Here is an 18,866-nt window from a genome sequence, read left to right as displayed (position 1 = left end):
CGGCAGGGCTGGGTCTTGTCGTAAGATACACGCATGACCCAGAATCCGCACGCCACCGCACCCGCCCCGGCGCCGGTCACCGAAAAGGAGATCCGCGCCGTCTACTTCGCCCTGATGGCCGTCCTCGGCCTCGGGGCGCTCGACCAGAGCATCGTCGCCACGGCCCTGCCGCGCATCGTCACCGACCTGGGTGGCATGGCCCACTTGTCGTGGGTGGTGACCGCCTACGTGCTGGCCTCCACCGCCACCATGCCCCTGTACGGCAAGATGGCCGACCAGTACGGCCGGCGGCCGATGATCTTCACGGCGCTCGCCACCTTCCTGCTTGGCTCGGTGCTGTGCGGCCTGGCCGGCAGCATGACGCAACTGATCGTGTTCCGTGCGATCCAGGGCATGGGCGCAGGCGGCTTCATGCCGCTGGCCCAGATCATCATCTCCGACCTGGTGGCGCCGCAGGACCGCGCCAAGCGCCAGGGTTCGATCGCCATCGTGTTCGCCGTCACCAGCGTGCTCGGGCCGGTGCTGGGCGGCTTCATGACCGACCTGCTGTCCTGGCACTGGATCTTCTTCATCAACCTGCCGATCGGCGCCTTCGCCAGCTGGGCCATCGCGCGCTCGCTGCGCAAGCCGGTCATCACGCACGCCCATCGCATCGATTACCTCGGCTCCATCCTGCTCACCACCAGCATCGTTTCGCTGCTGCTGATCCTGGCCCTGGGCGGCACCGAGTGGCCGTGGGACGCGCCCGAGATCAAGGTCTGCGCCGCGCTGACGGTCGTGCTGGGCGCCTGGCTGGTGGTGCACCTGCGCCGCGCCGCCGAGCCGGTGCTGCCGCCCGACCTGTTCGGCAACCGCGTCTTCAACCTGGCCAGCGTGGTGATGGCGCTGAGCTTCGTCGGCCTGATGGGTTCGAGCGTGTTCTTCCCGCTGTACTTCCAGCTGGTGATGGGCGCCAGCCCGGCCCATTCCGGCATGCTGACGGTGCCGATGATGGTCGGGATGATCATTGCCTCCGCCCTGATCGGCCGCGCCGTGGCGCGCGCCAACAAGTACAAGGAAGTGCAGGTGGTGGGCCTGGCGGTGGCGGTGGCGGCGTTTGCCGCGCTGACCTGGGCCATGGCCAGCGGCCGCGGTTACTGGTTCATCGAGCCGCCGATCTTCTTCCTCGGCGCCGGCCTGGGCCTGGTGATGCCGAACATGACCATCGTCGTGCAGAGCGCCCTGGCACCGGCGCGGCGCGGCGTCGGCACCGCCATGCTGACCTTCTTCCGCTCGCTCGGCGGCCTGCTCGGCGTGACCGGTTCCGGCGCGATCCTGGCGCACCAGTTGCAGGAACACGGCATCGCCCAGGCCGCCGCGGCGGGTTCCGGCACGGTGCTGGCGCCGGCCCTGCGCGAGGTCTACCGCCATGCGATCGCCAATATCTTCGGCGCCGGCACCGTGATCGTGCTGGCGGCGCTGGTGCTGCTGCTGTTCATGCCGCAGGTGCGGGTGGAGGGGGCGGCGGCGCCGCAGCCTCCGCAGGCGGAGTAGCCGTCATCCCCGCGGAGGCGGGGATCCAAGGTTCTGGGCGCTGTCGAAACGCATGCAAACTTGGGTCCCCGCCTTCGCGGGGACGACGGCGGGAGCGGGAACGGCGTTTTAGCGGTTTTGGTGTCATTCAATCAATGGTATTCTACGGAAATGACCATTGAGCCCGACACCACCGAACAGAAGCAACCCCGCGCCGCCTACGCCGACGGTCCACGCCTGCTGGCCGACATCGGCGCGACCCACGCCCGCTTCGCCCTCGAGAGCGCGCCCGGCGTGCTGCGCAACGTCGCCGTGCTGCTGTGCGACGACTACCCCGGCATCGTGCCGCTGCTGAACGCCTACCTGGCGCAGACTGGCGGTGTGCGCATCAGCCATGCCGCCTTCGCGCTGGCCAATCCGATCAGCGGCGATTTCATCCGCATGACCAACCGCGACTGGCAGTTCTCGACCGACGAGGTGCGCCGCGCGCTGGGCCTGACCACGCTCCTGATCGTGAACGACTTCACGGCGCTGGCGATGGCGCTGCCGGGCTTCAAGCCGGAAGACCTGCTGCAGATCGGCGGCGGCAAGCCGCAGCCGCATGCGGTCGCCGGCGTGCTGGGGCCGGGCACGGGCCTGGGCGTGTCGGGCGTGATCCCGACGGTGGACGGCTTCGTCACCCTCGGCAGCGAAGGCGGCCACGTCAACTTCGCGCCGGCCGACGAGCGCGAATTCGCGATCCTGCAATACGCCTGGCGCGAGTGGCAGCACGTGTCGAACGAGCGCCTGATCTCCGGCCCCGGCATGGAGATCATCTACCGCGCGCTGGCGCAGAGGAATGGCGTGGATGCCCCCGCGCGCAACGCCGCCGACATCGTCAGCTGCGCGCTCGAACAGAAGGACTCGCTGTGCCTGGAGGTGCTGGAGTGCTTCGCCGGCATGCTGGGCGGCGCCGCTGCGAACCTGGCGGTCACGCTCGGCGCCTTCGGCGGCATCTTCATCGGCGGCGGCATCGTGCCGCGCGTGGCGCAGTGGTTCGAGACATCGCCGTTCCGCACGCGCTTCGAAGCCAAGGGCCGCTTTTCGAGCTACCTGGCGCAGATCCCGACCTACGTGATCATGACGCCGAATCCGGCGCTGTACGGCGTGGCGAGCATCCTGTCCGAACACCTGCGCGGCCGCACCGGCGCGAATACGCTGATGGAGCGCGTGCAGCACCTGCAGCACGAACTCTCGCCGGCCGAGCAGCGCGTCGCGACCCTGGTGCTGGAGCATCCGCGCAAGGTGCTGTCCGAGCCGATCGCCGAGATCGCGAAGCTGGCCGACGTCAGCCAGCCGACCGTGATCCGCTTCTGCCGCTCGCTGGGCTTTTCCGGCCTGGCCGACTTCAAGCTCAAGTTCGCGGGCAGCCTGACCGGCACCATCCCGGTGCGCCACAGCCAGGTGCGCATGACCGACAGCACCCACGATCTGTCGGCCAAAGTCATCGACAACACCGTATCGGCGATCCTGAAATTCCGCGACCAGCTCGACGTGAACTCGATCGACCGCGCCATCGAACTCCTGCGCCGCGCCAAGCGCATCGAGTTCTACGCGATGGGGAATTCGCGCGTGGTGGCGCTGGACGGCCAGCACAAGTTCTTCCGCTTCCGTATCCCGACCTCGTCCTACGGCGACTCGCATCTCTTCAGCCTGGCCGCCGAGCTGCTGGGACCGGGCGATGTCGTGATCGCGATCTCGACTACCGGCCAGCTGCCCGAGCTGCTGGCCGCGGTCGATACCGCGCGCGCGGCCGGCGCCGACGTCATCGCCATCACCAGCAGCAAATCGGCGCTGGCGAGGAAGGCCAGCATCTGCCTGGCGGTCGACCACAGCGAAGATTCGACCACCTTCCTGTCGATGATCTCGCGCATCCTGCAACTGCTCCTCATCGACATCATGGCGGTCGGGATCTCGCTGGGGCAGGAGAATGGCGGCGAGCATGGGGACGGCGACAACGAGCGCCGGCGCCTGCTGATCTCGCACCTGGACATCTGATGACGTAAGCGAGCTGGATCAAAGAACGTTTCCGTACGGCACTACACAATGGGCGGATATTCCCCCATTGGAGAGCCACATGATGCACCCGGATGACATCAAGCGTCTGGCGATCATGGCCACGCTGATCATGCTGTGCGCGCTCAGCTCCGGCCTGACCCATCCGGCGATCGTCTAGAACCGCGCTCTAGAAACGCGACTCGAGCGTCAGCCGCAGGCTCGGATGCCCGAGGATGGCCAGCCGGTTACGCAGCAGCGTGCCGCTGGCCGTGTCCAGGTAGCTGCGCTCGTTGACCATGTCCATGCCCAGCAGGTTGGCGGCACTCAGGCGCAGCTGGCTGGTCTTGTCGAGCCGCCAGGCGGCATACAGTTCCAGGTCGCGCTGGGCGTGCAGCCAGACGGTCTCGTTGGCCGTCACCGCCACCCGCCCGCCGCTGCGAAAGCCGAAGTTCGCTCCCGCGCTCGCGCGCTCGCCCTTCCAGTCGACGCCGAGGTTGCCGGAGAACGGCAACTGCTCGTCGAGCCGGTTGTCCGGGCCCGGCACCCCATCCACGCTGGACCAGTTGCGCGCGAGGTTGGCGCGCAGTTCGAGCGGCGGCGCAGCTTTCATCAACGCGGCCAGCGGGAAGCTTGTTTCCAGCTGCAGGCTGCGGGTGCGCGCCTTGCCGACGTTGGCCGGCACCGAGATCCAGCGCCCATGCTCGAACGACACCAGCGGGCGCACGTAATCGTCGATGCGGCGCGCGGACGCGCTCAGCGACAGCAGCGCGCCCTCGGCCCAGTGGTGCTCCCAGGCGGCGTCGATGCCGAGCGCCAGCTCCGGCTTCAGGTGCGGATTGCCCTCGGTGTCCGGCTCGGCCGGGTTGTTGTTGACCGAGGTGTAGCGGTGCGGCAGCAGTTGGTCCATGCCGGGCGCCTTGTAGGTGCGCGACACGCCGAAGCGCAGCTGGTCTTCCCTGGTGCCCGGCAGCTTGTAAAGCATCTGCAGCACCGGACTGAAGACGCTCGATTGCGAGCGCGCGCTGCCGAAGGTGTTGCCCGCGGCGCGGATACGCACCCCTTCCCAGCGCGCGCCGAGGTAGGCCGACAGCCGCTGCGTGACCTCCCACTCGTCCTGCGCATAAGCCGCCAGCCGCGCCACGTGGCCGGTGTAGTGCTCGTCGCCGCCGGGGATGCGGGCCGCCGGATCCAGGTAATCCGTTTCAAGCCGCGCGTCGCTGCGGCGATCCCAGGCGCCTTCCCAGCCCACCGCCAGCGCGTGCTTGTCGATCAGCGGCACCGTGAACTTGCCGCTGGTCTGCAGCCCGCGGTCGCGCCCGCGCGAGGCGATGGTGCGGGTCAGCGGCTCGACCTCCGGATTGCCGCCGGCCGTGCGGGTGCTGGTGTTGTCGGTGCGGCCAGCGGACGCGCCCAGCTTCGCATCCAGCCTGGCGCCGGATGCGAACGCGTGCATCCAGTGCAGCGTGCTGCGCACGGTGTCGTTGTCGTTGCCCATGGCGATGCGCTTGTCCGGGTAGGGCGACAGCGCGCCGAGCAGGGTGGCCGTGGGCGCGTTCACGTCGATGTGGAAGCGGTTGAGGTTCAGGTAGCTCTCCAGGTCCAGGGTGTCGCCGCCGTCGAGCTTCCAGGCCAGTTTCGGTATCAGATTCAGCGTCGTCATGCGGCCTTCCTCGTGGCTTGCGGTGGTGCGCAGCAGGGTCGCGCGTCCGCTGGCGTCGCTGGCTTCCTCACGGCCCGGCACCTCGCCGCGGAAGCGGTTGTGCACCAGGCTGGCCGCCAGGTCCCAGGACATGGCATCGTTGCGGTCTGCCACGCGCAGGCTGGCATCCGGGCTGCGCGTGTCGCGCCCGATGGCGGCGCCCAGCTTCAGTTCGCGCTCGGGTTTGCGGACCGTCTTTTTGAGGACGATGTTGATGGTGCCGGCGATCGCCGCGGTCGAGTGTTCGACAGTCGGCGCGCGCATCACCTCGATGCGTTCGACCGTGTCCGGCGCCAGCGTCTCGACCAGCATGCCGCCGGGCGGGCGCTCGCCGTTCACCAGCACCTGCGTGTAGCCGCTGCCCAGGCCCTGCATGCGGATCTCGCCGCCACGGCCGGCACTGCCGCTCACCGTCACGCCGGGGATGCGTTTGAGGACGTCGAGCAGGTTCGTATCGCCGTAGCGCACCAGCTCATCGTGCTTGACGACGATCTTCATCGCGGTGTCGTCGCGGCGCGCGTCATAGCCGGCCAGCTTGCCCTCGACGGTCACGGTCGGCGCCGGCGCTTGCTGCGCATGGGCGGACATGGCCGTGGCCAGCAGGGCAGGGAGCAGGGCCAGGCACATGGCGTGCCGCAGCCCAGCGGCAGGCGCGGAAGAAAAAGCATGGCAGGGGCGGTTTGTCGGCATCGTTATCCTCGCATGGGAAATTATCTTCCTCACAATTTACCGTTAACTTCCTAATGAGTGCAATAGTAATTGCTATCAGTTGGTATATTTCGCTGCGATACCCACCCTGGATGTCAATTCTTGCAGGTACCCATCGCAGCGTCGGTCGGCCACAATGCCGGTTCGCCACCCTGGCATCCCGGTTCGCCACAAAGCGTTTGCCGGCAAAAAGGAGATGGTTCAGGCTTGCATCAATGACACCAATAACAAGGGATGGGACATGAAACGACGTGAACTACTGAAGGCTTCCCTGGGTGCGGCGCTGATGGCCGGCGGCCTGCCCGGACCGGCGCGCGCAGGGACGGTGCTGACCAGGGTGCGCCCCGGTGCCGCCGGCTGGCCCAGTGCGGCCGCATGGGAAGGCTTGCAGCGTGCGACCTCGGGCCGGCTGCTGAAGCTGGCGTCGCCGTTTGCCGGCTGCGCTGCCGACGCCGCAAGCTGCGCCGCCCTGCGCGAGCAGATCAAGAACCCCTACTTCATCGGCGACCATCCCGCGCTCACCCAGACCAGCGGCTGGCAGGACGCATGGCAGTCGCGCCCCAGCGCCTATGCGGTGGCGGCACGCGAGAGCGCCGACGTCGCCGCCGCCGTCGATTTCGCCCGCACCCACAAGCTGCGCCTGGTGGTCAAGGGCGGCGGCCATAGCTACAAGGGCGGCTCGAACGCGCCGGACTCACTGTTGGTCTGGCCGCGCGCCATGAACGCCGTCACCGTGATCGATGCCTTCGTGCCGCAGGGCGGCAGCGCGGGCGAGGCCGTGCCGGCGGTCAGCATCGGCGCCGGCGCCATGTGGATCGACGCCTATACCGCGGTGACCACCAGGGCCGGGCGCTATGTGCAGGGCGGCGGCTGCACCACGGTCGGCGTGCCGGGCCTGGTGCAGGGGGGCGGCTTCGGCAGCTTCTCGAAGCGCTACGGCACCGCGGCCTCCAGCCTGCTCGAAGCGGAGATCGTCACCGCCGACGGCCAGGTGCGGATCGCGAATGCGCACACCAATCCGGACCTGTTCTGGGCGCTCAAGGGCGGCGGTGGCGGCACCTTCGGCGTGGTCACGCGCATGACCCTGCGTACCCACGCATTGCCGGACCACTTCGGCGGCATGCGCGGCGAGATCGAAGCCGCCAACCCCGCGGCCTACCGCGCACTGATCGCGCGCTTCCTCGCCTTCTACCGCGACAACCTGTGCAACGAACACTGGGGCGAACAGGTGGCGCTGCGCGATGGTCGCAAGCTGCGCCTGTCGATGGTGTTCCAGGGACTCGACCAGGCGCAGGCAAAAGCCGCGTGGAAGCCCTTGTTCGACTGGGCGCGGACCAGCAAGGACTACAGCTTCGAAGAGCCGCTGTTTCTGGCGGTGCCGGCGCGCCGCTTCTGGGACGCCGGCTTCTGGGACAAGACCGTGCCGGGCAACATGGTGCGGGACAGCCGCGAAGGCGCACCGGCGCACTACGCGGTATGGGAGGGCGACCGCGGACAGGCCGGCTGGTACATCCACGGCTTCGAATCGACCTGGCTGCCGGGCCGGCTGCTGGAGGGCGATGGCCTGGCGCGGCTGGCGGACGGCCTGTTCGACGCCGCCCAGCAGTGGGAGGTGGGACTGCACTTCAACAAGGGCCTGTACGGCGCGCCGGCCGAGGTGCTGGCCGCCGCGCGCAACACCGCGACGCACCCGGGCGTGCTCGACGCCTTCGCACTGGCCATCATCGCCTGCGGCGACGGACCGGCCTACCCGGGCATGCCGGGCGCGCAGATCGACCAGCCGGACGGACGCCAGCGCGCCGCCAAAGTGCGCGCCGCCATGGACACGCTGCGCAAGGTCGCGCCGGACGCCGGCGCCTATGTGTCGGAGAGCGACTTCTTCCAGGCGCGCTGGCAGGACACCTACTGGGGCGCCAACTACCCGAAGCTCCTGAAGATCAAGCAGCGCTACGATCCGGAGGGGCTGTTCACGGTGCGCCATGGCGTCGGCAGCGAAGCCTGGAGCGTGGACGGGTTTATGCGCAAGGGTTGAGCCATGCCGCTTTTGCTGCGGCGCCGGCGTTGTGGTGGGCTCGGGGAGCCCACCCTACGTTATCGCTACGGACGAGCCTCAGTCCTCGACAAACACCACCGCCGTCCGCGGCGGAATGCTGAACGACCCGGTGGCCGGATCGAAGCTGGCCTGGGTCGCGCGCTTGTCGGCCACGCCCGGCGACAGGAACACCGGGTGCAGGCGCAGCGCCTTGCCGGTTGCCTGCGCGTCGGTGACCGTGTGCCCGACCTTGTCGACGTTGATGAAGTAACTGATGCCCTTGAAGTTCGCGCCCGGATAGCCTTCGCCGTCCAGGTGGGCCGCGACCACGGTCGGCGTCTGGGTCGAGCCGGTGTTGAAGAAGCGCAGGCGGCGCCGGATGTCGGCGGATGTCGGCAGGCGGAACAGCGTCGAGCTGGCGCGGATCGCCAGCAGGTCGCGGAAGGCGTCGCGCGCGAAGGCGATGTCCGCAGGCGTGGGCTTGAACGCGGCGTTGGCCAGCAGCGGCTTGATCAGCGCGTAATCCTTGCCGTTGTCCTCGCTAGGGGGCAGGCCGGTGCCGAAGTAATTGTCCTTGTAGGTCCAGTCGAGGCGGTTGAACCAGTCGCCCGAGTTGAAGCTGTTGCGGTCCAGGGACTTCGAGCGCAGCACGTCGATGCCGGCGTGGTAGTAGGCGATGCCCTGCGCGAAGGCGTCGACGGCCATGCCCAGCACCTGCACGCGGGCGCGGTCCTGGCTCGAGGTCGATGCCGGCAGCTTGAAGACGTCGATGTCGTACAGGGTCTGGTTGTCGTGGTTCTCGACGTAGTTCACGACTTCCGAGGGCTCGCTGGCATAGCCGGCCGGCTGGCCGCCGTAGTCGATGCGCTCCAGCGCGACCACTTTGTCGTCGAAGGTCTGCAGCGGGTAGCTGCGGATCGAACCGGCCAGGCCGGCGCGCACCATGTCGGCGCTGCGCATCAGGTCCGCCGCGCTGTGCGGTCCGGCATGGCCGTTCGGGTCGTACACCAGGCCGTTGATCCAGCCCTGGCGCGCGAACAGCGCCTCGCCCGAATCGCCGGCCGAGCCGCCGCGCACGGCGTCGCGGGTGCGGTCGTTGAAGGTACCGATACCGCTGCCGTTTAAAGATAACTGCGACGCCTGCACGAAGCGCGCGCCATCGGCCACTTCGCCGAAGTTCCAGCCTTCGCCGAGCAGCTGGACCGGGCGGCCGGCGGCCGCGTTCACGGTGCGCTGCAGTTCTTCCATGACGGCGCGCGGCTGGTGGCCCATCAGGTCGAAGCGGAAGGAGTCGATCTTGTACTGGGTCGCCCACAGCACCACCGAGTCGATCATCAGCTTGCCCATCATGCGGTTTTCGGTGGCGGTGTTGTCGCAGCACGTGGAGCGTTCGATGCCGCCAGTCGCATTCAGGCGGTGGTAGTAGCCCGGCACCACGCGGTCCAGCACCGACTTCTCGTTCTGGCCGGCGATGAAGGTGTGGTTGTACACCACGTCCATGCCGACGCGCAGGCCGAGCTTGTGCAGGCTGTCGACCATCTCGCGGAATTCCACCACGCGGCGGGCACCGTCGGCCGGATCGGTGGCATAGCTGCCTTCCGGTGCGTTGTAGTGGTAGGGATCGTAGCCCCAGTTGAAGCAGTCGGTGTCCGCGGTCTTCTTCACCAGCGCCTGCTGGGCCTCGCTGTCCGGACCGCCCGACGGCTTCGGCATCGCGCAGCCGACTTCCGGCACGCTGCCGATGTCATAGACGGGCAGCAGGTGGATGTCGGTCAGGCCGTTTTTCGCCAGTGCGGCCAGGTGGCGCATGCCGTTCGACTGGGGACGCGTAAAGGCGGCGTATTTGCCGCGCAGGGCTTCCGGCACGCTGCCGTCGTTGATCGAGAAGTCGCGCACGTGCAGCTCATAGACCACCATGTCGGTCGGGTTCTTGACCGTCTGCGGTGCCTGCGCCGTGTCCCAGCCGGCCGGCTTGAGCTTGGGCGAGTCGAGGCGCGCGATATAGCTGCGCTTCGAATCGGCGGTCAGGCTGATGGAATAGGGATCGGTGACCAGGTTGCGCACGATGCCCGCGCCATCGACCGGCACGTCGACCGCATATTTGTAGTACTTGCCGCTCAGGTCGCCGGGCAGCTGCGCGTTCCAGGCGCCGGTGCTGGAGTCGAAGCGCATCTGGTACACCGCGCGCGCAGTGCTGCTGCCGGTGTTGTAGATGCAGACGGCGGCCTGCTGCGCGGTCGGCGCCCACAGGCTGAAGCCGGTGCGCGTGTTTTGCCCATTGAGCGTGATGTCGACGCCCAGCTTGTCCAGCTTGCCGGCGGCCGCATACAGGTCGTCCAGTGCGCCCGCCACCTGCACGCGCGTGGCCGCGCGCACGATGCCCTGCGCGTCTTCCTGTACCAGCACCAGCTGCTGGCGGTGCAGCTCGCCCATCCTGGCGACGTCGTCTTCGTTCAGCTGCAGCACCGGACCGGCGCCGACCCACTTGAAGCGTTCCGCCAGCGGCGCCGGTACACTGCCCTTGGTCAGGCCGAGACTCAGGGCGCCGGCGCTGCCCGTCACCTTGGCGCCGACCGGCGCGGCGATCGCACCGGTGGGCGAGTGATAGAGCTTGAACACGCCGTCCGCCGCAGCGACGGGGAAGGCGATCAGGCGCCGGTCGAGCCAGACGGCGCGGGCATCGAAACTGGCATTTGCCGCGCTCAGCACGGTCTGGAAGGATTTGCTGTCGCAGGCTTCGGGCGAGATGGCAGCGTGGGCGCCGGTGGCGGCGAGCAGGGCCAGCAGGCCGGCAGCGGTGGTGGTGGTTCTTGTCATTAAATATGTGTTTAGTTAGCTTAACGGGATCTCGATAAACCGTAGCGAGCGGAAGCCGAGTTGGCCGAGAAGCGCAGCCGTACTTACGGTACGGCCGGTCCGCCGTAGCGGAGCATCGCAGGCCGGCTCGGCGACGCGCAGTAGGTTTATCGAGATCCCACCAAGTAGTTGTTCACCATGCGGTAACGCGTCGCGTACCAGCCGAATACAAGGGCGGCAATAAAGGCGAAGGCCGCAAAGAAATACATCTGGAAGGCCATCACGCCCAGGCCCGTGTTGGCGATGTGGCCCAGCACGGCCTCGTTCTTGACGCTGGCGTTCACGATCAGCACCCACAGGCTGCCGACCGTCACCGCCAGGTACCAGAAGGCCATGATCACGCCTTTCATCGACTTGGGCGCCTGGCTGTAGGCGAATTCGAGGCCGCTGGCCGAGACCAGCACTTCGCCCATGGTCAGCAAGGCATAGGGCAGGATCTGCCAGGCCATCGAGACCGGCGTGCCGCCGTCCATCGCGACCTGGATCGTGCCGATCGCCACCCACGACAGGGCGGACAGCGCAATCCCGGCCGTCATGCGGCGCAGCGCGGTCGGCTCCCAGCCGAGTTTGCGCAGCAGCGGGAACACGGCCAGGTTATTAAAGGGGATGAGCAGCATTACCAGCAGCGGATTCAGGGCCTGCATCTGCGCCGGCTCGAACTGGAACTCGCTGCCGAACAGCGACAGGGTAGGACGCAGCATCGCATTGGCCTGTACGATCCAGGTCGAGGCCTTCTGGTCGAACAGGGACCAGAACGGCGTCACCAGCGCGAACACGATCAGCACGCGCAGCACGCCGCGCACGCCGTCGACCGCGTCATCCGGATGCAGGCCGCGTGCGCGCTCCAGCTGCAGCGACACGCCGATGCCGCCGAAGGCGAGCAGCAGCACCAGCGCCGTGCAGGCGGCGATCACGAAGCCCCAGCTCGGCGTCATGGCCAGCGAGACCACGGCGCCGACCACGCCGACGGTGGCCACCGCCAGGCCCGGACGTCCTTCGCCTTCGCGCTTCGCCAGCAGGGCGGTGCGCGCGACATTGAGGAAGGAATGCGGATTCGCGGCGCTCGGCGGCACGTGCACGTACTTCTTGCGGCCGCTCCAGAACACCAGCGTCGCGATGAACATCAGGATGCCGGGGATGCCGAAGGCGACCGACGCGCCATAGTCGCGCAGGAAGATCGGCATCAGGAGCGAGGCGAAGAAGGAGCCGAAGTTGATGATCCAGTAGAAGGCGTCGAACACCACCTTGGCCTTGTCCTTGTTGGTGTGGTCGAACTGGTCGCCCACAAAAGAAGCCACCAGCGGCTTGATGCCGCCCGAGCCGAGCGCGATCAGGAACAGGCCGAGGTAGAAGCCCTTGACGTTGTCTTCGAAGGCGGCGAGGCAGGCGTGGCCGGCGCAGTAGACGAGGCTGAGCCAGAACACGGTGTTGTACTTGCCGAAGAAGCGGTCGGCCAGCCAGCCGCCCAGCAGCGGGAAGAAGTAGACGCCGATGACGAAGGTGTGGAACACATGCTTGGCCTCGCCCGCACGCTCGGCTTCGGGCAGGAACAGCAGCAGCGAGGAGATCAGGAAGGGCGTCAGGATGTTGCGCATGCCGTAGAAGCTGAAGCGCTCGCAGCCTTCGTTGGCGATGATGAAGGGGATCTGGCGCGGCATGCGGCCGGTTTGGACCGGCGCTGGGTTTTTGGTCATTGGGCGTCTCCGTAATCGTCGTTCCCGCGCAGGCGGGAACCCAAGTTTTGCGACTCGTTGGCGGAACTTGGATTCCCGCCTGCGCGGGAATGACGGTGGTGGGGTAGTACTGCCGCGATGCTATTCAAGCCTATTCAACTTGGCAACAAGAACTTCTTCGGCAAGTTCGCAACCCTAACATTGAATCTGTAGTTTGACTACTACAAAGCCAATTATTCTTCAGTCACGAGATTCGTAAGATGATGATTTAAAACGATATTTACGATAACCCGCCAACTCGGTGACAATTGTCATCACAGTATCGATGCTGTATATTGCGTAAAAATTTACTAACCGGACATCATCATGACGAACCCTTCCGACGCTCAGAATCCGTGGTGGAAAGAAGCCATCATTTACCAGGTCTACCCGCGCAGCTACCTCGACACCAACGGCGATGGCGTCGGCGACCTGCCGGGCATCACCGCCAAGCTCGATTACATCGCCAGCCTGGGCGTGGACATCGTCTGGCTGTCGCCCTTCTTCAAGTCGCCGCAGAAGGACTTCGGCTACGACATCTCCGACTACTGCGACGTCGATCCGCTGTTCGGCACCCTGGCCGACTTCGACGCGCTGATCGCCAAGGCGCACAGCCTGGGCCTGAAGATCATGATCGACCAGGTGATGTCGCACACCGCCGACGCCCACCCGTGGTTCGTCGAGAGCCGTTCCAGCCGCGACAATCCGAAGAGCGACTGGTACGTGTGGTCCGAGCCGCTCGCGGACGGCAACCCGCCGAACAACTGGCTGTCGGTGTTCGGCGGCTCGGCCTGGCAGTGGGACACCCGCCGCAAGCAGTACTACATGCACAACTTCCTGGTCAGCCAGCCGCAGCTCAACTTCCATAATCCGGAAGTGCAGCAGGCCCACCTGGACGCGCTGCGCTTCTGGCTCGAGCGCGGCGTCGACGGCGTGCGCATGGACGCCTGCGTGTTCCACTTCCACGACCAGCAGCTGCGCAGCAATCCGCCGGCCCTGGTGCGCGACACCTCGACCGTCACCGACGTGAACCCCTACGGCATGCAGGCCCACATCTACGACAAGACCCAGCCGGAGAACATCGCCTTCCTGCAGAAGGTGCGCGCGCTGCTGAACGAATACGGCGCGGTGTCGATCGGCGAAGTCTCGTCCGACGATGCGCTGGCCCAGATGGCCGAGTACACCGAGGGCGGCGACAAGCTGCACATGGCCTACAGCTTCAACCTGCTGACGCCGGAATTCAGCAGTGCCCACATCCGCAAGCAGGTCGAGGAATTCAACGCGCGTGTCAAGGATGGCTGGGCTTCCTGGTCGGTCGGCAACCACGATGCGATCCGCGTGGCGACGCGCTGGGCCAACGGTGAAGTCACGCCGGCCTTGTCGAAGCTGGTGCTGGCGATGCAGCTGTCGCTGAAGGGCACCCCCTGCCTGTACCAGGGCGACGAGCTGGCGCTGCCGGAAGCCGACGTCCCTTACGAACTGCTGCAGGACCCCTACGGCATCACCTTCTGGCCGGAGTTCAAGGGCCGCGACGGCTGCCGCACGCCGATGCCGTGGAAGGCCGAGGCGCCGCATGCCGGTTTCACGACCGGCAAGCCGTGGCTGCCGGTGCCGGCCGAGCACCTGCCGCTGGCCGAGGACCTGCAAGACAAGGATCCGCAGTCGATGCTGAACTTCCAGCGCAGGATCATCCACTGGCGCCGCACCATGCCGCAGATCACCCGCGGCGAAATCGTCTTCTTCGACGTGCCGGAACAGGCGCTGGCGCTGCGCCGCGACCTGCCGGGCTACCCGTCGGTGCTGGCGGTGTTCAACGTCACCGACCAGCCGCTGAGCTTCGAGTGGCCTGAAGCGGCCGGCGCGACGAAGCTCGAAGGCCACGGCCTGGCGGGCGACGTGCTTGGTACCACGGTGACCCTGCCGCCTTACGGTGGCTGGTTCGGCAGCGTCGCCGCGAAGGTGTAAGCCATGCAGGAACAGGTAGAAGACGAACAAACGCGCGACAGCAAGCACACCCGCACCGCCTTTGCCGACGGCCCGCGCCTGCTGGCCGACATCGGCGCGACGCACGCGCGCTTCGCCCTGCAGACCGCGCCGGGCACTTATCGCTCGGTGCGGGTGCTGAAGTGCGACGAGTTCGATGGCATCGTGCCGCTGCTGCGCTTCTACCTGTCCGAACATGAGGACCTGGGCCTGCACCACGCGGCGCTGGCGCTGGCCAATCCGGTCGACGGCGACTACGTGCGCATGACCAACCGGCCCTGGGCCTTCTCGACCGACGAGGTGCGGCGCGAGCTGGGCCTGAATACCCTCCTGATCGTCAACGACTTCACGGCGCTGGCGATGGCGATTCCCGGCCTGAAGTCGGAAGACCTGATGCAGGTCGGTCCGGGCAAGCCGGTGCCGCATGCGGTGCTGGGCGTGCTGGGGCCGGGCACGGGCCTGGGCGTATCGGGCGGAATTCCGACCGTGGACGGTTTCGTCACCCTCGGCAGCGAGGGTGGCCACGTGAACTTCGCGCCCAGCGACGAGCGCGAGTTCGCGATCCTGCAGGCCGCCTGGCGCGAGTGGACCCACGTCTCGAACGAGCGCCTGATTTCCGGCCCCGGCATGGAGATCATTCATCGCGCGCTGGCCGAGCGCAATGGCGTCGACGCGCCCGATCGCGATTCGGCCGCCATCATCGCGGCGGCCATGGAAGACAAGGACCCGCTGTGCCTGGAAGTGCTGGAATGCTTCTGCGGCATGCTGGGCGGCGCCGCGGCCAACCTGGCCGTGACGCTGGGCGCTTTCGGCGGCATCTTCATCGGCGGCGGCATCGTGCCGCGTCTGGGCGAGTGGTTCAAGAGCTCGCCCTTCCGCGCGCGCTTCGAGGCCAAGGGCCGCTTCTCGGGCTATATCGCCGACATCCCGACCTACGTCATCAGCACGCCGCACGTGGCCTTCGACGGCGTGGCGAACATCCTCTCCGAGCACCTGCGCGGCCGCAGCGGCGACAACACGCTGATGGACCGCATCCGCCAATTGCAGCCGGAACTGACCCCGGCCGAGCAGCGCGTGGCGAGCCTGGTGCTGGAGCAGCCGCGCCTGGTGCTGAACGAACCGATCGCCGGGATTTCGAAGCTGGCCGACGTCAGCCAGCCGACCGTGATCCGCTTCTGCCGCTCGCTCGGCTTCCTGGGCCTGGCCGACTTCAAATTAAAATTCGCGAGCTCGCTGACCGGCTCGATCCCGGTACGCCACAGCCAGGTGCGCGGCAGCGACAGCACGCACGACCTGTCGGCGAAAGTCATCGACAACACCGTCTCGGCGATCCTGAAATTCCGCGACCAGCTGGACGTGCGCGCGATCGACCGTGCGATCGAACTGGTGAGCCGGGCCAAGCGCATCGAGTTCTACGCGATGGGCAATGCGCGCGTGGTGGCGCTGGACGGTCAACATAAATTCTTCCGCTTCCGCATCCCGACCGCGCTGTACGGCGACTCGCACCTGTTCAGCCTTGCCGCCGACCTGCTGGGGCCGGGCGACGTGGTGATCGCGATCTCGAATTCCGGCCGCCTGCCGGAGCTGCTGGCCGCCGTCGACAAGGCGAGGGCGGCCGGCGCCGACGTCATCGCGATCAGCAGCAGCCAGTCGCCGCTGGCACGCCGCGCCAGCGTGCTGCTGGCGGTCGATCACGCCGAGGACAACACCAGCTTCCTGTCGATGATCTCGCGGGTGCTGCAGCTGCTCCTCATCGACATCATGGCGGTGGGCGTGTCGGTGGACGTGCACCATGCGCGCGCCGCCTCGTCCTCATCGGCGCCGGCGCCGGCGCTGATTTCGCACCTGGACAGCTGATTGAGGCACGTCATCCTCGCGCATCTTCACCGTCATCCCCGCGTATCTTCATCGTCATCCCCGCGCAGGCGGGGATCCAAGTTGTACGCTTTTCGACAGCGCCTGCAAACTTGGGTCCCCGCCTTCGCGGGGACGACGTTACAGAGCGCGGGGACGACGTTACAGAGCGCGGGGACGACGTTACAGAGCGCGGGGACGACGTTACAGAGCGCGGGGACGACGTTACAGGGCGCGGGAATAACGCTCAGGTAATCAGTATCGCCCTGAAGTCGTTCACATTGGTGAGCGTCGGCCCGGTCACCACCGAGTCCCCCAGCGCCCCGAAGAAGCCGTGCCCGTCGTTGTTCTGCAGCGCGTCGGCCGGCTTGATCCCCAGCGCCCAGGCACGCGCCAGCGAGTCCGGCGCCAGCACCGCGCCCGCGATCTCTTCCTGGCCGTCGACGCCATCGGTATCGCCGGCCAGCGCGTGCACGCCGGCGCAGCCATCCAGCGCCAGCCCCAGCGACAACAGGAACTCGACATTGCGCCCGCCGCGTCCCTGGCCGCGCACCGTCACGGTGGTCTCGCCGCCCGACAGCATCACGCAGGGCCTGGCGAAGGGCTGGCCGTATTCCGCCACCTGGCGCGCGATGCCTGCCATCGCCTTGCCGACGTCGCGCGCCTCGCCCTCGATCGCATTGCCGAGGATGTAGGGCGCGATGCCGGCTTCGCGTGCCACGGCGGCCGCCGCTTCCAGCGCCATCTGCGGGGTCGCGATCATGCGCGTCTCGCAGCGTGCCAGCCGCGGGTCGCCCGGCTTGACCGATTCGCCGCGCCCGCTCTCCAGGACCTCGCGCACGGCAGGGGGCAGGGCGATGCCGTAGCGTTTGACGATGGCCAGCGCGTCTTCGCAGGTACTCGGATCGCCGACGGTCGGGCCGGACGCGATGTCGCAGGGCTGGTCGCCCGGCACGTCCGAGATCAGCAGCGTCACCACGCGCGCCGGGTGGCAGGCCGCGGCCAGCCGCCCGCCCTTGATGGCCGAGAGATGCCGGCGCACGGTGTTCATTTCGCCGATGGTCGCGCCGGAGGCGAGCAGGGCGCGGTTGACCGCCTGCTTGTCTTCCAGCGTGATGCCGTCGAGCGGCAGCGGCAGCAGCGCCGAGCCGCCGCCCGAGATCAGGCAGATCACGGTGTCGTCCGCGCTCAGCCCGCGTACCAGTTCCATCATGCGCTGGGCGGCATGCAGGCCGGCCTGGTCCGGCACCGGGTGCGCGGCCTCGACGATCTCGATGCGCCGGCAGGGCACCGCATAGCCGTAGCGCGTGACCACCAGGCCGCTCAGCGGGCCGTCCCAGCTGTTTTCCAGCGCCTGGGCCATCGCGCTGGACGCCTTGCCGGCACCGATCACGATGGTCCGGCCCTTGCCCGGTTCCGGCAGGTGGGTGGGCACGCAATGCCCGGGCTGGGCCGACTCGATGGCGGCTTCGAACATCTTGATCAACAGCGCGCGTGGATTGGCTTGCATCGTCGCCTTCCGTCTCCAGCCGCTCAGGGCATCGGATCGTTCACGTCGGCATGGATGCGGCCCCAGCCATGCTTTACCGCATCCTTGAATCTTTCCCATGGCGAGAGCTGCCCCGGGTGCCGCGCTTCCCAATCGGATCGCAGGTGCGGCTCGGCTGCATCCCAGTCGTGGCTGCGGTATTTCTCGTTACGCCGCGCTTCGCTGCCGAACAGGTAGGCCGGCGCATGCTCGTCGTAGTCGCCACCGCCGTCGCGGTTCGCGTAGCGTGCGTTCCAATGGGTACGGTAGTAGGTATCGTCGTCGATGTCAGGGGCGGCGCTGTCCCAACCCTGGCGCACGGCGGCCCTGGAGGCCTCCCAGTCTGCGGCGCCGGCGGCGCTTTTTCTCCAGCCGCTTACCAGCTCCGGTTCGACTTCGTCCCAGGAACGATTACGGTATTTGTCGCTGACATGCATTTCCTGGCCATAGCGGTAGGCGGCCATGTTGTCCAAGCCGCTCGATCGTGCGTTTTCGTTCATCACTTCCTCGATGTTGTCATGGATGTGAAAAGGATACGCCGAATGGACGCATCGCGCCCGGCGCCCATGCTGTGGTGCGGCCCATGCTCTGGATAATCACCAAATACCTGTTCACAGCCGCGCTGGTGGTGGCCGTGTCGGAGTTCGCCAAGCGCAGCGACAAGCTGGGCGCCCTGATCGCCGCGCTGCCGCTGGTGACCGTGCTGACCCTGATCTGGCTGCACGTCGAAAAGCAGCCGGCTGACAAGCTGGCGAATCACGCCTGGTACACGTTCTGGTACGTGGTGCCGACCCTGCCCATGTTCCTGGCGTTTCCGGCGCTGCTGGCCCGATACGGTTTCTGGCCGGCGCTCGGCATCGGCGTGGTGCTGACCATTGTCTGCTTCGTCCTGTTCGCGCTGTTCGTGAAGCGCTTCGGCATCGCGCTCATCTGAGCCTGGCCTTC

At 67.3% G+C, this 18,866-nt stretch carries 11 protein-coding genes; 6 read left to right on the top strand and 5 right to left on the bottom strand.

The features are described from left to right. Nucleotides 1-33: 33 nt before the first annotated feature. Both NX782_RS11330 and NX782_RS11325 read left to right on the top strand, forming a co-directional pair. Nucleotides 34-1,533: an MDR family MFS transporter gene (locus NX782_RS11330; protein ID WP_258845555.1), complete on the top strand. Its 1,500-nt coding sequence runs from the start codon at nucleotides 34-36 to the stop codon at nucleotides 1,531-1,533. A 150-nt stretch (nucleotides 1,534-1,683) separates the two neighbouring features. Beyond that, nucleotides 1,684-3,549 carry a glucokinase gene (locus tag NX782_RS11325; RefSeq protein ID WP_258845554.1) on the top strand — a complete coding sequence of 622 codons (1,866 nt, stop codon included), beginning with the start codon at nucleotides 1,684-1,686 and terminating at the stop codon, nucleotides 3,547-3,549. 187 nt (nucleotides 3,550-3,736) lie between these two features. Here NX782_RS11325 and NX782_RS11320 read toward each other — a convergent pair whose 3' ends face one another. Continuing rightward, nucleotides 3,737-5,938: a TonB-dependent receptor plug domain-containing protein gene (locus NX782_RS11320; protein WP_258845553.1), complete on the bottom strand. Its 2,202-nt coding sequence runs from the start codon at nucleotides 5,936-5,938 to the stop codon at nucleotides 3,737-3,739. 259 nt (nucleotides 5,939-6,197) lie between these two features. On the opposite strand from NX782_RS11320, the gene NX782_RS11315 reads away from it, so the two are divergent. Then, a complete protein-coding gene (locus NX782_RS11315; protein WP_258845552.1) occupies nucleotides 6,198-7,988 on the top strand; it encodes an FAD-binding oxidoreductase in 1,791 nt (596 codons plus the stop codon). A 78-nt stretch (nucleotides 7,989-8,066) separates the two neighbouring features. Here NX782_RS11315 and NX782_RS11310 read toward each other — a convergent pair whose 3' ends face one another. Together NX782_RS11310 and NX782_RS11305 are read right to left on the bottom strand one after the other, a co-directional pair. Next, nucleotides 8,067-10,805: an alpha-1,6-glucosidase domain-containing protein gene (locus NX782_RS11310; RefSeq protein WP_258845551.1), complete on the bottom strand. Its 2,739-nt coding sequence runs from the start codon at nucleotides 10,803-10,805 to the stop codon at nucleotides 8,067-8,069. Nucleotides 10,806-10,951: 146 nt separating this feature from the next. Then, nucleotides 10,952-12,502, bottom strand: coding sequence for a POT-type proton-dependent oligopeptide transporter (locus NX782_RS11305; protein WP_258845604.1), 1,551 nt, complete (start codon nucleotides 12,500-12,502; stop codon nucleotides 10,952-10,954). A gap of 381 nt (nucleotides 12,503-12,883) precedes the next feature. Between NX782_RS11305 and NX782_RS11300 the strand changes: the two genes are divergently transcribed. Continuing rightward, on the top strand, nucleotides 12,884-14,521 hold the full coding sequence (locus tag NX782_RS11300) for an alpha-amylase family glycosyl hydrolase (RefSeq protein ID WP_258845550.1): 1,638 nt from the start codon (nucleotides 12,884-12,886) through the stop codon (nucleotides 14,519-14,521). Nucleotides 14,522-14,524: 3 nt separating this feature from the next. Further along, entirely contained in the window at nucleotides 14,525-16,396 is a 1,872-nt protein-coding gene (gene glk, locus NX782_RS11295; RefSeq protein ID WP_258845549.1) for a glucokinase, read from the top strand. A gap of 244 nt (nucleotides 16,397-16,640) precedes the next feature. On the opposite strand, the gene NX782_RS11290 is transcribed toward glk, so the two are convergent. Continuing rightward, on the bottom strand, nucleotides 16,641-17,903 hold the full coding sequence (locus NX782_RS11290) for a glycerate kinase type-2 family protein (protein ID WP_258845548.1): 1,263 nt from the start codon (nucleotides 17,901-17,903) through the stop codon (nucleotides 16,641-16,643). A gap of 23 nt (nucleotides 17,904-17,926) precedes the next feature. Then, nucleotides 17,927-18,421 (bottom strand): hypothetical protein, encoded by a 495-nt coding sequence (locus tag NX782_RS11285; RefSeq protein ID WP_258845547.1) that lies wholly within the window; start codon nucleotides 18,419-18,421, stop codon nucleotides 17,927-17,929. Nucleotides 18,422-18,504: 83 nt separating this feature from the next. Between NX782_RS11285 and NX782_RS11280 the strand changes: the two genes are divergently transcribed. Next, nucleotides 18,505-18,855, top strand: a complete 351-nt coding sequence (locus NX782_RS11280) for a DUF3147 family protein (protein ID WP_258845546.1) — start codon at nucleotides 18,505-18,507, stop codon at nucleotides 18,853-18,855. The last annotated feature ends 11 nt before the right edge of the window (nucleotides 18,856-18,866 follow it).

Source organism: Massilia norwichensis (assembly GCF_024753245.1).
GTDB lineage: Bacteria > Pseudomonadota > Gammaproteobacteria > Burkholderiales > Burkholderiaceae_D > Telluria > Telluria norwichensis.
The sequence above is the reverse complement of the archived record's forward strand: the minus strand, read 5'-3'. Positions and strand labels throughout refer to the sequence as shown.

What these genes read in the sequence shown, in the direction of transcription:
- NX782_RS11300 (WP_258845550.1), top strand. Translation starts at nt 12,884, where the DNA reads ATGACGAACCCTTCCGACGCTCAGAATCCGTGGTGGAAAGAAGCCATC.
- NX782_RS11305 (WP_258845604.1), bottom strand. Translation starts at nt 12,502, where the DNA reads ATGCCGCGCCAGATCCCCTTCATCATCGCCAACGAAGGCTGCGAGCGC.
- NX782_RS11315 (WP_258845552.1), top strand. Translation starts at nt 6,198, where the DNA reads ATGAAACGACGTGAACTACTGAAGGCTTCCCTGGGTGCGGCGCTGATG.
- NX782_RS11320 (WP_258845553.1), bottom strand. Translation starts at nt 5,938, where the DNA reads ATGCCGACAAACCGCCCCTGCCATGCTTTTTCTTCCGCGCCTGCCGCT.
- NX782_RS11290 (WP_258845548.1), bottom strand. Translation starts at nt 17,903, where the DNA reads ATGCAAGCCAATCCACGCGCGCTGTTGATCAAGATGTTCGAAGCCGCC.
- NX782_RS11330 (WP_258845555.1), top strand. Translation starts at nt 34, where the DNA reads ATGACCCAGAATCCGCACGCCACCGCACCCGCCCCGGCGCCGGTCACC.
- NX782_RS11285 (WP_258845547.1), bottom strand. Translation starts at nt 18,421, where the DNA reads ATGAACGAAAACGCACGATCGAGCGGCTTGGACAACATGGCCGCCTAC.
- glk (WP_258845549.1), top strand. Translation starts at nt 14,525, where the DNA reads ATGCAGGAACAGGTAGAAGACGAACAAACGCGCGACAGCAAGCACACC.
- NX782_RS11325 (WP_258845554.1), top strand. Translation starts at nt 1,684, where the DNA reads ATGACCATTGAGCCCGACACCACCGAACAGAAGCAACCCCGCGCCGCC.
- NX782_RS11280 (WP_258845546.1), top strand. Translation starts at nt 18,505, where the DNA reads ATGCTCTGGATAATCACCAAATACCTGTTCACAGCCGCGCTGGTGGTG.
- NX782_RS11310 (WP_258845551.1), bottom strand. Translation starts at nt 10,805, where the DNA reads ATGACAAGAACCACCACCACCGCTGCCGGCCTGCTGGCCCTGCTCGCC.